At 59.0% G+C, this 12980-nt stretch carries 13 protein-coding genes; 8 read left to right on the forward strand and 5 right to left on the reverse strand.

The genetic code is table 11. The features are described 5' to 3' along the window. The first annotated feature begins 8 nt into the window (after positions 1 to 8). Together pheT and ihfA are read left to right on the forward strand one after the other, a co-directional pair. Positions 9 to 2396 carry a phenylalanine--tRNA ligase subunit beta gene (pheT, locus tag ABLV64_RS05170; RefSeq protein ID WP_348843288.1) on the forward strand — a complete coding sequence of 796 codons (2388 nt, stop codon included), beginning with the start codon at positions 9 to 11 and terminating at the stop codon, positions 2394 to 2396. A 4-nt stretch (positions 2397 to 2400) separates the two neighbouring features. Continuing rightward, positions 2401 to 2700: an integration host factor subunit alpha gene (gene ihfA / locus ABLV64_RS05175; RefSeq protein ID WP_002909098.1), complete on the forward strand. Its 300-nt coding sequence runs from the start codon at positions 2401 to 2403 to the stop codon at positions 2698 to 2700. A gap of 52 nt (positions 2701 to 2752) precedes the next feature. On the opposite strand, the gene ABLV64_RS05180 is transcribed toward ihfA, so the two are convergent. Genes ABLV64_RS05180 through ABLV64_RS05190 form a run of 3 tightly spaced genes read right to left on the reverse strand, consistent with a single transcriptional unit; the run spans position 2753 to position 5320 of the window. Continuing rightward, positions 2753 to 3106 carry a RidA family protein gene (locus tag ABLV64_RS05180; RefSeq protein ID WP_004203134.1) on the reverse strand — a complete coding sequence of 118 codons (354 nt, stop codon included), beginning with the start codon at positions 3104 to 3106 and terminating at the stop codon, positions 2753 to 2755. Beyond that, positions 3103 to 4368, reverse strand: a complete 1266-nt coding sequence (locus tag ABLV64_RS05185; RefSeq protein ID WP_322966467.1) for a D-amino acid dehydrogenase — start codon at positions 4366 to 4368, stop codon at positions 3103 to 3105. Before ABLV64_RS05185 ends, ABLV64_RS05180 begins: the two co-directional genes overlap by 4 nt. A 37-nt stretch (positions 4369 to 4405) precedes the next feature. Further along, the gene (locus tag ABLV64_RS05190) at positions 4406 to 5320 is read right to left on the reverse strand and encodes a LysR family transcriptional regulator (protein WP_004203130.1); all 915 of its coding nucleotides are present in this window, start codon (positions 5318 to 5320) and stop codon (positions 4406 to 4408) included. A gap of 276 nt (positions 5321 to 5596) precedes the next feature. On the opposite strand from ABLV64_RS05190, the gene ABLV64_RS05195 reads away from it, so the two are divergent. Continuing rightward, complete coding sequence (locus ABLV64_RS05195) at positions 5597 to 7030, forward strand: hypothetical protein (protein WP_004203129.1); 1434 nt, start codon at positions 5597 to 5599, stop codon at positions 7028 to 7030. A gap of 121 nt (positions 7031 to 7151) precedes the next feature. Beyond that, entirely contained in the window at positions 7152 to 8129 is a 978-nt protein-coding gene (gene btuC / locus ABLV64_RS05200; protein WP_004203127.1) for a vitamin B12 ABC transporter permease BtuC, read from the forward strand. Positions 8130 to 8174: 45 nt separating this feature from the next. Here btuC and ABLV64_RS05205 read toward each other — a convergent pair whose 3' ends face one another. Continuing rightward, complete coding sequence (locus ABLV64_RS05205; RefSeq protein WP_004203125.1) at positions 8175 to 8975, reverse strand: MetQ/NlpA family lipoprotein; 801 nt, start codon at positions 8973 to 8975, stop codon at positions 8175 to 8177. A gap of 236 nt (positions 8976 to 9211) precedes the next feature. Between ABLV64_RS05205 and ABLV64_RS05210 the strand changes: the two genes are divergently transcribed. From ABLV64_RS05210 to selO, 4 genes are all read left to right on the forward strand, one after another. Beyond that, on the forward strand, positions 9212 to 9763 hold the full coding sequence (locus ABLV64_RS05210) for a glutathione peroxidase (RefSeq protein WP_004203124.1): 552 nt from the start codon (positions 9212 to 9214) through the stop codon (positions 9761 to 9763). Continuing rightward, entirely contained in the window at positions 9763 to 10512 is a 750-nt protein-coding gene (gene btuD, locus ABLV64_RS05215; protein ID WP_017900780.1) for a vitamin B12 ABC transporter ATP-binding protein BtuD, read from the forward strand. Before ABLV64_RS05210 ends, btuD begins: the two co-directional genes overlap by 1 nt. An 81-nt stretch (positions 10513 to 10593) precedes the next feature. Continuing rightward, entirely contained in the window at positions 10594 to 11058 is a 465-nt protein-coding gene (locus ABLV64_RS05220) for an NlpC/P60 family protein (RefSeq protein ID WP_002909082.1), read from the forward strand. A 113-nt stretch (positions 11059 to 11171) separates the two neighbouring features. Next, on the forward strand, positions 11172 to 12614 hold the full coding sequence (gene selO / locus ABLV64_RS05225; protein WP_348843289.1) for a protein adenylyltransferase SelO: 1443 nt from the start codon (positions 11172 to 11174) through the stop codon (positions 12612 to 12614). A gap of 29 nt (positions 12615 to 12643) precedes the next feature. Here the strand turns inward: selO and hemP are convergent, their stop codons facing one another. After that, on the reverse strand, positions 12644 to 12823 hold the full coding sequence (gene hemP / locus ABLV64_RS05230; protein ID WP_023290103.1) for a hemin uptake protein HemP: 180 nt from the start codon (positions 12821 to 12823) through the stop codon (positions 12644 to 12646). Positions 12824 to 12980 lie beyond the last annotated feature (157 nt).

Consider the following 12980-nt stretch of genomic DNA (forward strand, 5'->3'; position numbering starts at 1 on the left):
ACAGAACAATGAAATTCAGTGAACTGTGGTTACGCGAGTGGGTTAACCCGGCGATCGACAGCGAAGCGCTTTCCGATCAGATCACCATGGCGGGCCTCGAAGTGGACGGCGTTGAGCCGGTTGCCGGCAGCTTCAACGGCGTCGTTGTTGGTGAAGTCGTGGAGTGCGGTCAGCACCCGAACGCCGACAAACTGCGCGTCACTAAAGTCAACGTCGGCGGCGAACGCCTACTGGACATCGTCTGCGGCGCGCCAAACTGCCGTCAGGGGCTGAAAGTCGCCGTGGCGACCATCGGCGCCGTGCTGCCGGGCGATTTTAAAATCAAGGCTGCGAAGCTGCGCGGCGAACCGTCAGAAGGGATGCTGTGCTCCTTCTCCGAGCTGGGCATTTCCGACGATCATAGCGGAATTATCGAGCTGCCGGCGGATGCGCCGATCGGTACCGATATTCGCGAATACCTTAAGCTAGACGATAACACCATCGAGATCAGCGTCACCCCGAACCGCGCCGACTGCCTGGGCATCATCGGCGTCGCGCGCGACGTGGCCGTGCTGAACAAGGCGCCGCTGAACGCGCCGGAAATCACCCCGGTTGCCGCCACCATTGACGATGTGCTGCCGATTCAGGTTGACGCCCCGCAGGCGTGCCCGCGCTATCTGGGCCGCGTGGTGAAAGGCATCAACGTCAAAGCGCCGACGCCGCTGTGGATGAAAGAGAAACTGCGCCGCTGCGGGATCCGCTCCATCGACGCGGTGGTTGACGTAACCAACTATGTGCTGCTTGAGCTGGGCCAGCCGATGCACGCCTTTGACCGTGACCGTATCGAAGGCGGGATCGTGGTGCGTATGGCGAAAGAGGGCGAAACCCTGGTCCTGCTTGATGGCTCCGAAGCGAAGCTCGACAGCGATACCCTGGTCATTGCTGACCACAACAAAGCGCTGGCAATGGGCGGGATCTTCGGCGGGGAGCACTCCGGCGTTAACGACGAAACCCAGAACGTGCTGCTGGAGTGTGCCTTCTTCAGCCCGCTGTCCATCACCGGCCGCGCGCGCCGTCACGGCCTGCACACCGATGCCTCTCATCGCTATGAGCGCGGCGTCGATCCGGCCCTGCAGTATAAAGCGCTGGAGCGCGCCACGCGTCTGCTGATCGACCTCTGCGGCGGCGAAGCCGGCCCGGTGATCGACGTGACCAACGAAGAGACTCTGCCAAAACGCGCCACCATCACTCTGCGTCGTAGCAAACTGGATCGCCTGATTGGCCACCATATCGACGACGCGCAGGTCACCGACATTCTGCAGCGCCTCGGCTGCGAAGTGACGGTGGGCGAAGGCGAATGGCAGGCGGTGGCCCCGAGCTGGCGTTTCGACATAGAGATCGAAGAGGATCTGGTCGAGGAAGTGGCTCGCGTTTATGGCTACAACAACATTCCTGATGAGCCGGTGCAGGCGGGTCTGATCATGGGTACCCACCGTGAAGCCGATCTGTCGCTGAAGCGCGTGAAAACGCTGCTGAATGACAAAGGCTATCAGGAAGTGATCACCTACAGCTTCGTCGACCCGAAAGTCCAGCAGCTGATCCACGCGGGTGAAGAGGCGCTGATTCTGCCAAGCCCGATATCCAGCGAAATGTCGGCGATGCGCCTGTCGCTGTGGACTGGCCTGCTGGGGACCGTGGTCTACAACCAGAACCGTCAGCAGAGCCGGGTACGCATCTTTGAGAGTGGTCTGCGCTTTGTGCCGGACACCAACGCGCCGCTGGGCATTCGTCAGGATGTGATGCTGGCCGGGGCCATCTGCGGCAACCGCTACGAAGAGCACTGGACACTGGCGAAAGAGACGGTCGATTTCTATGATCTGAAAGGCGATCTGGAAGCCGTTCTGGATTTAACCGGAAAATTAGCGGATATCGAATTCCGTGCTGAAGCGACCACCGCGCTGCATCCGGGGCAGTCCGCAGCGATTTATCTTAAAGGTGAACGCATTGGTTTCATTGGGGTTGTTCATCCTGAGCTGGAACGTAAACTGGATCTGAACGGTCGCACTCTGGTGTTTGAACTGGAGTGGAACAAGCTCGCAGACCGCGTGGTGCCTCAGGCGCGCGATATTTCCCGCTTCCCGGCGAACCGTCGCGACATCGCGGTGCTGGTCGCGGAAAACGTGGCTGCCGCCGATGTTTTAGCCGAATGTAAGAAAGTTGGCGTAAATCAGGTAGTTGGCGTAAACTTATTTGACGTGTACCGTGGTAAAGGTGTGGCGGAAGGGTATAAGAGCCTTGCGATTAGCCTGATCCTGCAGGATACCAGCCGTACACTCGAAGAAGAGGAGATTGCCGCTACCGTTGCCAGATGTGTAGAGGCATTAAAAGAGCGATTCCAGGCATCATTGAGGGATTGAACCTATGGCGCTTACAAAAGCTGAAATGTCAGAATATCTGTTTGATAAGCTTGGGCTTAGCAAGCGGGATGCCAAAGAACTGGTCGAGTTGTTTTTCGAAGAGATCCGTCGTGCTCTGGAAAACGGAGAACAGGTCAAACTCTCCGGGTTCGGCAACTTCGATTTGCGGGATAAAAACCAACGCCCGGGACGTAACCCGAAGACGGGGGAGGATATTCCCATTACAGCCCGGCGCGTGGTGACCTTCAGACCCGGTCAGAAGCTGAAAAGCCGTGTCGAAAACGCGTCGCCTAAAGACAAATAATCTGAACTAATTAAAAAGGCCGCATCGCGGCCTTTTTCTTTTCTGTCGAAACTTACGCTTTAACGGCAGTGAGCATGATCTCCACCAGGATTTCTGGTCGCGCCATCTCCGCCTGCACGGCCGCTCGCGCCGGGCTATGGCCGTCCGGCATCCACTCCACCCACGCCTCATTGAACGCAGCAAAGTCACGTTCGATATTTTTCAGCCAGATCTGCGCGGAGAGAATGTGCCGCTTATCGCTCCCGGACTCTGCCAGCAGGGCGTCGATCTTCTCCAGCACTTCGCGGGTCTGCAAGGTGATCTCCTCCTCGTTGCTTTTCGGCGTCTGTCCGGAGAGGAACAGCAGATTGCCATACTCAACGCTGGCGGAAAGACGAGGTTGTGGATGATTGCGAATAATTGTCATGCGGTTTGTTTCCATGTGAGACCTTCTAAAGAAATGTCTGGCATCTGATTGTCGATTAACGCGCCCAGCACCACCGCGCTGCCGGCGGCGAGGGTAAAGCCGAGGCTTCCCTGGCCGAGGTTCATCCACAGGTTGGGGTAGCCGGCGCGTCCCAGCAGCGGTGGGCCGGCTGGCGTTGAGGGGCGCATGCCGGTCCAGGCTTCGGCCTTGTCCAACCCCTCGAGTTCGGGAAAGCTACGGGCGACGATGCTCTTCAGCGCCTGAATGCGGCTTTCGCGCAGTTCGTCGCCGTCGTAGCCGATGTCCACCATCGCTGCGATGCGCAACTGCTGGCCAAGGCGGGCATAGACAATTTTGTGCCCATAGTCGGTAACGCTGATGTCCGGCGCAATGCCCGTCTGTTGGGGATAGGGAAGGGTCAGGCTATACCCCTTCAGGGCGCAGAGCGGCACGCGAACGCCCAGATGTCCCAGCAGCGGGCCGCTGCCGTTTCCGGCGGCGACGACATACTCATCGCCGGTGATGCTCCCGCGGCTGGTCTCCAGGGCGCTGACGCGTCCGCCGCGCTTAGTGAGCTGCAGCACCTCACAGTGGGTCAGCAGGCTGAAGCGGCTGCTGGCGGTGAGCTTGTCGAGCAGCGCAAGGCAAAACTGATGGCAATCCGCCGTTTCATCCCCCGGCGAATAAATGCCGCCCTGTAGCGAAGGGCTGATATGTTTTAGCGCCGGCTCCAGCCGCAGGCAGGCTTCAGCATTCAGCACCTGCTGATATTGAGGATCTATCCCTTTTGCCGCTTTAGTAAAATCGTATTCCCGGCGATGGATAATTAATTTTCCGCTGCGTCGCCAGTGAAAATCGGCAAGCCTATCCTCTTCCCGCCACGACTGCATAACCTGCCGGCTGAGCAGCGACAGACGCAATATATGGTCGCCGTTTATTTTATTGGTCTGGCTATTACAGGCGCGCAGGAACTGCAGCAGCCAGCGCCACTGCTGAAAAGAGATATTGAGACGCATATTGAGCGGCGAATCGGCTTTACCCATCCATTTCATCCCCTGCAGGGGAACGCCGCTGTCGGCAAGGGGAGCGACGTAGCGGTAACTTAATTGTCCGCCGTTGGCAAAACTGGTGGCGCTGGCCGGTTCGCCATTGCGCTCCAGTAATTGCACCTGATGGCCGCGCTTAATCAGTTCCCAGGCCGTGGCCAGACCGACCACGCCGCCGCCGATAATGACAATGCGTTTGTTCATAACCCGATATATCCACCGCTGATCAATTTATCGGGTTATGTCAAAGCATTTACCCCAGCGGCGCAATTGACTTTTTATGGTCAGGGTATAACCGCAGGTTAATCTCCTTGAGCTGCTGGCGCAGGCGCTGGCAGAGAAAATCGACGAACTTTTGCGCCATCGGGCTCAGGGAAACGTCGGCCCGCCGTAACAGGCAGAGGTTAATCGCGATCGGCGGCGTAATGGGATGGATCATCTCGGGAGAAAGGTTGTGCTGGGCGGAAAAGATATCGGTAATGCTGCAGCCCATGCCGCGCTTCACGAACTCGGTGGCCATATAGTAGGTCTGGACGTTTAGCCGGGTAGTGGAAAAGTCGCGACGGGTGGCGATGGCGGCGGAGAGCGAGTGCGGCCCCGGCGAGATCCACCGCTGCTGGTCGATCTCGCTGATGTCCACCGCACCCTGACGATAATGACGGTCGATATATACCAGCGGCACTTCGGCAATCAGGGTGGTAAGGATCTCTCCCTGCTGCACCGGCTGCAGCGTCAGCGCTAAATCTATCTCGCGTAAATCCAGTTTTCTAACCAGCGTCTCGGTGTGTTCTGTGGTGAGCGTCATTACCAGGTTGCTGTTTTGTTGATAAAAATCGGTCACCAGCTCCGGTACCAGGCTTAACCCCAGGCTCGGCAGGCAGCCTAAGGTGATTTTAGCGCGCGGATCGCGGGCCAGGTTATCGGCCAGCAGGCGCAGGTTATCGAGGTCCTGATAAATAGTCTGCGCTTTTTCGAAAAGTGTGATCGCCTCGCTGGTCGGCAGCAGCTTGCCGCGCACCCGCTGAAAGAGGGTAAAGCCCAGCTTCAGCTCGGCGCTTTTTAACGCTTTGCTGGCCGCTGGCTGGGAGATATTGAGCGATTCCGCAGCCCGCGACAGAGAGCCGCAGGTCATGACGGCATAGAAGATTTCCAGATGACGCAGTTTCATGAACAGTTAACTCAGGGTTATAGCCTACCGATAAAAAGTCATTTTCTACTAACACTAAGTTAACATAAATTTAATCACCAATCAGCGCATTGGTTACATATTGTGCTGCTGGCCCCGCCTGATGGCGGAATAAAACGCTCTCAGAATCGTTTCCTTTGTACCCCACCAGACCCTCAGGCCGCGGCCAATAATGAAAAAGAGGGAGGATATTTTCTGAGCAGGCCCCAATACACCACCTGACCTTTACGGTCGGATTGATTGGCATTAAGGAGTGTTATGAGTGACTCAACGCTCGCAGGCAATACGCCTGTCAGACGAAATATCACGCGAAAAAACGTTATTACCGGTCTGTTATTGCTGCTGTTCGTGTTGATTGCGCTGTGGTGCCACGGTCGACCGGGCAGCGAGCTTGGCCTGCTGGGATTTACGCCGCTGGTGGCGTTAGCGATATTATCGCTGATCGGCGTCGATATTGTGCTGGCGGTCATCTCCTCGATTATTATCGCCATGATCATGACCTCAACCGGTCTGCCGGAAATGGGCGTGATGTTGGCGAAATCCACCGGGTCATTTATTGCCACCGTCGGGCTTATCATTATGCTCGGCGCCGGCGTGGGGGAGGTAGCCACCCGCACCGGCGCGGCGGTTGAGCTGGTGAAATTCGTGGTCCACCGTATTGGGCTGTCGAGCCAGACGCGGGTCAAGTTCGGCATTGTGGTGTCATCGATTTTAATTTGCGGTTCGCTGGGCACCATGGCCGGTGGCAACGCGATTATTGTCGCAGTGATTATCCCCGTAGCGGCGGCGGTACGCTTAACGCCGCCGACGGTGGCCGCGCTGATGATGACCGCCGGTTCCGTTGGACTCTTTACCGGGCCTTTCACCCCCAGCACCGTGACGATCCTCAGCCTTGGCGGACTGAGCTATCCGGATTATCTGCTGTATGTCGGCCTGCCGATGAGCGCCGTCACCCTGTTAGCCGGCTGGATCATGGCGGGACGTATCCAGAAGATGACCGAAGGCAAACTGTGCTATGAGGTCGATCTCTCGGAAAAGCCGCAAGAGGAACTTAACGCCGCGCAGCAGCGCCGGCGTAAATTAAGCGCGCTGGCTTTCGCCGCGACCATCATCGTGATGGCGGTAGTTGGAGTGGTGATTAAAGCCGGCTTTAGCTTTGCAATTATCGTCATGCTGCTGGTGGCGCTGATGACCGGGCTGGTGGGCGGCCTGCGGCCGACGCAGATCCTGCAGGCCCTCTATCACGGCTGCGGTCGTCTGGTGTGGATGTTTATTCTCTACTGGCTGTACAACCCGATCCTTGAGCTGATGGATGGCCTGCACGCCTATCAGGGGCTGCTGGAGTATACCCAGCCGTTGCTGGAGGGGATCTCCCCGGCCTGGCTGTGCTTTAGCATCTTCGCGTTCAATATTATCGGCCATGTGCCTGGCGCGGCGGTGGCCCAGATGACCTTTACTCATAAAATCTTTGGCCCAATGCTGATGGCCGCCGGCGTGCCGCCGCAGGGGACCACCGCAGTGCTGCTGGCCTCGTCTCAGGTGGACTGGTTCGGGCCGTTCCCCTCATCGGACATGTTCGGCCAGATGGGGCTGGCACAGTCTACTCATCTGAAATACATGCTCTATAACGGCTGGGCAATCGTGGTGGCGAACATCATTCTCTTCGCGCTGCTGTTTCAGATCCTGGTGTAAAGCGGGATGGTCGACGCGGGGGAGCCTCCTCCGCGTCGACGTTTGGCTGTGAGGTTTTCCTTTTCTCACCGCGACAGCCACCGTAAAATCAGCCTCTTGTTCCCAGTGCGTAATGGAATCTATGCTGACTCTCGCCCATCTCCAACAGCGCCGCAGCCGGCGTTGGCTCTTTGGTTTAACGCTGTTGCTGCTGGTCACCCTGCTGATCAGTCTGTGCGCGGGGGATCAATGGATCCCGCCCGGCGAGTGGTTCAGCGCCAAGGGGCAGCTGTTTATCTGGCAGATCCGCCTGCCTCGGACCCTGGCGGTGTTGCTGGTGGGGGCGGCGCTGGCGCTCTCCGGGGCGATAATGCAGGCGCTGTTTGAAAATCCGCTGGCGGAACCGGGTCTGCTGGGCGTCTCCAACGGCGCGGGCGTCGGGCTGATTGCCGCCGTCCTGTTGGGCAAAGGCCTGTTACCAGGCTGGGCGCTTGGGCTGTGCGCGATCCTCGGCGCGCTGCTGATCACCTTTATTCTGCTGCGTTTCGCCCGCCGCCATCTTTCCACCAGCCGTCTGCTGCTGGCGGGGGTGGCGCTGGGCATCATCTGCAGCGCCCTGATGACCTGGGCGGTGTACTTCTCCACCTCTTTTGACCTGCGGCAGCTGATGTACTGGATGATGGGCGGGTTTGGCGGCGTCGACTGGCAGCAGCTGTGGCTGATGATAGCCCTCCTGCCGGTACTCTGCTGGGTCTGTCTGCAGTCACAACCCCTGAATTTACTGGCGCTGGGCGAAGTCTCCGCCCGTCAGCTCGGGCTGCCGCTGTGGCTGTGGCGCAAGCTGCTGGTGGTGGCGACCGGCTGGATGGTCGGCGTGAGCGTGGCGCTGGCGGGGGCGATTGGCTTTATCGGCCTGGTGATCCCGCACATTCTGCGGCTATGCGGCTTGAGCGATCACCGGGTGTTGCTCCCGGCCTGCATGCTGGCGGGGGCAAGCGCTTTGCTGGGGGCGGATATTATCGCCCGGCTGGCGCTTTCCGCCGCTGAGCTGCCGATTGGCGTGGTGACGGCGACGCTGGGCGCGCCGGTCTTTATCTGGTTGCTGCTGCGCTCGCGGTGACGGGGATAGCGCGACGCCGTCTGCAGGGACGGCGCCGGCTCGGGCTTACCAGCCTTTGATCGCGTCGCCTTTGTAGACTTCCTTCGCTTTTTCCGCGACTTCACTGGTCTGGAAGGCGGCTTTCAGTTCCTGAATTTTCTTGCTGTCCTTGTTATCCTCGCGGGCGACGATCGCATTCACGTAAGGGGAATCCGGTCCCTCCATGAACAGGCCGTCGCGGGCGGCCGACAGGCCAGCCTGGGCGGAGAAGTTGGTGTTAATGATTGACAGGCTGACGTTCGGGTCATCCAGAGTACGAGTCAGCTGCGGGGTATCCACCTCCACAATTTTCAGCTGTTTTGGGTTGTCGATGATATCCAGCGTGGTGGGTAAATAGCCGACGCCCGGTTTCAGCTTGAGCAGTCCCTGCGCCTGCAGCAGCAGCAGGCTGCGGCCCAGGGTGGTGGTTTCATTAGAGATGGTCACTGTCGCCCCCTCAGGGAGCTCGCTGATATTTTTGATGCGATGTGAATAGGCGGCGATAGGGAAGACAAAGGTTTTACCCACCACCGCGAATTTATAGCCGCGCTCCTTCGACTGCGCCTCAAGGTAAGGCAGGGTCTGGAAGGCGTTGGCATCCACATCTTTGTTGTTCAGCGCTTCGTTAGGCAGCACGTAATCATTGAAGGAGACCACTTCGACGTCGAGGTGATATTTATCCTTCGCTACCTGCTCCACTACTTTCCAGATGGCTTCGTCCGGCCCGGTATTGATAGCGACTTTCACTTTATTATCTTCATCCGGAGAGCAGGCGCTCAGCAGGGCGACAGAGGCGGCGATTAACGCCAGGCTAAACAACTTCTTCATCAATAAAACTCTCTTAAATTAACAAGTAACAAAACCATATTACATTCATGGAACACTGTACACGGAAATGGTTGCCTGCCCAATTGAGAGGATTTCATGTTGCCGACGGGCAGCGAAGCGCTGTTACATCATGCGACAACTCGCGGGGATTGGCAGTAGAATGGCGGGCGCTGAATCCGCTACAGTAGATAGGGATCACCTTCACCGGAAACCGGTTTATCCATTGAGGACAGGCTATGCAACATGACATTCTGAATACCGAAGTGACGACCATTGATGGCGAGAAAACCACCCTGGCATCCTTTGCCGGCAAGGTACTGCTGATCGTCAATGTGGCCTCCAAATGCGGCCTGACGCCGCAGTATGAGCAACTGGAGGACCTGCAAAAGCAGTTTGCCGGCGAGGGCTTCAGCGTCCTGGGCTTCCCCTGCAACCAGTTCCTCGGCCAGGAGCCGGGCAGTGAAGAAGAGATTAAGACCTTCTGCAGCACCACCTACGGCGTCACCTTCCCGCTGTTCAGCAAGATTGACGTCAACGGCGAACATCGCGCGCCGCTCTATCAAAAGCTGGTTGCTGCCGCGCCGAAGGCGGTGGCCCCGGAAGGCAGCGGTTTTTATGAGCGGATGGCCAGCAAGGGCCGGGCGCCGCTGTACGTGGACGACATTCTGTGGAATTTCGAAAAATTCCTCGTCGATCGCCAGGGCAACGTCATTCAGCGCTTCTCTCCGGACATGACGCCGGACGATCCGCAGCTGGTGGCGGCGATTAAAGGAGCGCTGGCGAAATAATGTCGTTTCTGATGCAGCTACAGGATGTAGAAGCGGCGGGGCGTTTGGCCCCGTTTTCTGCGGCCTTTCGCGCCGGGGAGATCGTCCACCTGGTGGGGCCTAACGGCGCAGGGAAGAGCACGCTGCTGGCCCGCATGGCGGGACTGTCCGACGGCCCCGGTACGATTCATTTTAACGGACGACGGCTTGACGAGTGGCCGGCGACGGAGCTGGCGCGCCGTCGCGGATATCTGTGTCAACACCAGACCCCGCCGTTCGCCATGCCGGTGTGGCACTACCTGGCGCTGCATATGCAGCAGCAGGGTGATAGCGCCCGTCTGAGCGATATCGCGGCCCGGCTTGGTCTGGACAATAAGCTGGGCCGTCCGGTCAATCAGCTGTCGGGCGGCGAGTGGCAGCGCGTGCGGCTGGCGGCAGTGATCCTGCAGATCGATCCCTTAAGCAATCCCGTGGGTCAACTGCTGCTGCTGGATGAGCCGATGAACAGTCTGGATGTGGCCCAGCAGGCGGCGCTGGATCGGCTGTTACGCGAGCTAAGCGCGGCGGGAATTGCGGTGGTGATGAGCAGTCACGATCTCAACCACACTTTGCGCCATGCCGGACAGAGCTGGCTGCTCTGCCAGGGGGAAGCCATCGCCTGCGGGGAGACCGCCGAGGTGCTGAATGAGGAAAATTTAACCGCCGCCTATGCGATCCCGTTCCAGCGCGTGGAGGTGGCCGGTCATATTATGCTCATCGCGTCACAGTAGCACGCAGTTATCTTGTCACTATATTGATAAACAAGCTAAATTATTGCGATAAAGAGACTAGGGACAGAGGGATCATCTGAAATGCGCTTCTGGTTCATGTTGGCGGCGGCGTTAATTTTAGCCGGCTGCAGCAGCCATCGGGCACCGCCGCCGAATCCTCGGCTGGCTGACTCCATTACGGTGGTGGCGAATCTGAACGAGCAGCTGCGCAGCTGGCGCGGCGCACCGTATCGCTACGGCGGCATGACGCCGCGCGGCGTCGACTGCTCCGGCTTTGTGGTGCGCACGTTTCGCGATAAATTTGCCCTCCAGCTGCCGCGCGAAACCCGCGAGCAGGCGGAAATCGGTACCCGGATTGATAAGCGCGATCTGCTGCCTGGCGATCTGGTGTTCTTCAAAACCGGCTCAGGCGAAAGCGGCCTGCACGTCGGCATCTACGATACCGATAACCAGTTTATACATGCCTCCACCAGTCAGGGCGTCACCCGTTCCTCGCTGGATAACGTCTACTGGAACAAAAAGTTCTGGCAGGCGCGGCGTATCTGACGTCATTCAGCGGCCTGAGGGAAGCGAGCGCTTCCCTTTTTTATGCCGATAACCCTGCACTCCGCCCGTGTTAATCCGCTGTTCCAGGCACTACACTGGAGAGAGGAGGAACCATGACCCTTTCTTTTACCACCCACTGGCGGGATGAACTGCCGGACTTTTACACTTCCCTGTCACCAACGCCGCTGGATAACGCCCGACTCATCTGGCGCAACGCCCCGCTGGCGCAACAGCTGGGCGTCCCTGACGCGCTGTTTGCGCCTGAAAACGGGGCCGGCGTCTGGGGCGGGGAAGCGCTGCTCCCGGGCATGTCCCTGCTGGCGCAGGTATACAGCGGCCATCAGTTTGGCGCCTGGGCCGGCCAGCTGGGCGACGGCCGCGGGATCCTGCTCGGCGAGCAGCAGCTGGCGGATGGCCGTCGTTACGACTGGCATCTGAAAGGCGCCGGCCTGACCCCCTATTCGCGGATGGGAGACGGCCGCGCCGTGCTGCGCTCGACGATCCGGGAAAGTCTGGCGTCAGAGGCGATGCACGCCCTGGGGATCCCGACGACGCGCGCCCTGGCGATGGTGACCAGCGATACGCCGGTCTACCGCGAGCGCGTGGAGCCTGGCGCGATGCTGATGCGGGTGGCCGAGAGCCATGTCCGCTTTGGCCATTTCGAACATTTTTACTATCGTCGCGAGCCGCAGAAGGTCCAGCAGCTGGCCGACTATGTCATTCGCCACCACTGGCCGCAACTGCAGGATGAGGCGGACAAGTACCTGTTATGGTTCCGTGACGTTGTCACGCGTACCGCGCAGACCATCGCCAGCTGGCAAACCGTGGGCTTTGCCCATGGGGTGATGAATACCGACAACATGTCGATTCTCGGTTTGACCATCGACTACGGCCCGTATGGCTTCCTTGACGATTTTCAGCCGGACTTCATCTGCAACCACTCCGACTATCAGGGGCGCTACAGTTTTGAAAACCAGCCGGCGGTGGGGCTGTGGAATCTGCAGCGTCTGGCCCAGTCGCTGTCGCCGTTTATCAGCGCCGAAGCGCTGAATGCGACGCTGGATGAGTATCAGCACGCCTTGCTGACCGCCTATGGCCAGCGGATGCGCGACAAGCTTGGCCTGTTCAGCCAGCAGAAAGGGGATAACGACCTGCTCGACGGTCTGTTTGCCCTGATGATCCGCGAGAGAAGCGACTATACCCGAACGTTCCGCCTGCTGAGCCACAGCGAACAGCTCAGCGCCGCCTCGCCGCTGCGCGACGAGTTTATCGACCGTGCAGCTTTCGACAGCTGGTTCGCCGGATATCGCGCGCGGCTGCGTGATGAACAGGTGGGGGATGCCCAGCGCCAGCAGCGGATGCAGGGCGTCAACCCGGCGCTGGTATTACGTAACTGGCTGGCGCAGCGGGCGATCGAGCAGGCTGAGGCTGGCGATATGGGGGAGCTGGAGCGTCTGCATGCCGCGCTGGCCGATCCCTTCACCGATCGCGAGGACGACTACGTCCGCCGGCCGCCGGACTGGGGGAAACGTCTGGAAGTCAGCTGCTCGAGCTAACTCGCCTCGCCCCGCGCACCGCGGGGCGACTATTTGGTCAGGATCAACTTCCCGGCGTGGGTCTGGCGCAGCAGATAGCGCTGGCCGCCATGCTCAATGACTACCCGTCCTTCGCTGCCTAACAGAACCCGACTGCTGATCTGTCTGTCCGTCGCCACGGGATAGGGGGCATTGTCTTTTGGTTTTTCAGCTGTGGCAGTGTTATCCATACGCGTCATAGCTCTCAAAATAAGAATCAAATCAACAATGATAATCATTATCAATAATGTTGTTTTTGACGGCAAGCGTTATTTATCGTGTTACCGAATTTGGTAGGGAATGTCAGAAGGGGTTCGGGGGGGGGGGGGGGGGGGGGGGGGGGGGGGG

The organism is Klebsiella sp. JB_Kp031, from assembly GCF_040064295.1.
Classification (GTDB): Bacteria; Pseudomonadota; Gammaproteobacteria; order Enterobacterales; family Enterobacteriaceae; genus Klebsiella; species Klebsiella quasipneumoniae.

What these genes read in the sequence shown, in the direction of transcription:
- hemP (WP_023290103.1), bottom strand. Translation starts at nt 12,823, where the DNA reads ATGGATAACACTGCCACAGCTGAAAAACCAAAAGACAATGCCCCCTAT.
- ABLV64_RS05220 (WP_002909082.1), top strand. Translation starts at nt 10,594, where the DNA reads ATGCGCTTCTGGTTCATGTTGGCGGCGGCGTTAATTTTAGCCGGCTGC.
- ABLV64_RS05195 (WP_004203129.1), top strand. Translation starts at nt 5,597, where the DNA reads ATGAGTGACTCAACGCTCGCAGGCAATACGCCTGTCAGACGAAATATC.
- pheT (WP_348843288.1), top strand. Translation starts at nt 9, where the DNA reads ATGAAATTCAGTGAACTGTGGTTACGCGAGTGGGTTAACCCGGCGATC.
- ABLV64_RS05205 (WP_004203125.1), bottom strand. Translation starts at nt 8,975, where the DNA reads ATGAAGAAGTTGTTTAGCCTGGCGTTAATCGCCGCCTCTGTCGCCCTG.
- btuD (WP_017900780.1), top strand. Translation starts at nt 9,763, where the DNA reads ATGTCGTTTCTGATGCAGCTACAGGATGTAGAAGCGGCGGGGCGTTTG.
- selO (WP_348843289.1), top strand. Translation starts at nt 11,172, where the DNA reads ATGACCCTTTCTTTTACCACCCACTGGCGGGATGAACTGCCGGACTTT.
- ihfA (WP_002909098.1), top strand. Translation starts at nt 2,401, where the DNA reads ATGGCGCTTACAAAAGCTGAAATGTCAGAATATCTGTTTGATAAGCTT.
- btuC (WP_004203127.1), top strand. Translation starts at nt 7,152, where the DNA reads ATGCTGACTCTCGCCCATCTCCAACAGCGCCGCAGCCGGCGTTGGCTC.
- ABLV64_RS05210 (WP_004203124.1), top strand. Translation starts at nt 9,212, where the DNA reads ATGCAACATGACATTCTGAATACCGAAGTGACGACCATTGATGGCGAG.
- ABLV64_RS05180 (WP_004203134.1), bottom strand. Translation starts at nt 3,106, where the DNA reads ATGACAATTATTCGCAATCATCCACAACCTCGTCTTTCCGCCAGCGTT.
- ABLV64_RS05190 (WP_004203130.1), bottom strand. Translation starts at nt 5,320, where the DNA reads ATGAAACTGCGTCATCTGGAAATCTTCTATGCCGTCATGACCTGCGGC.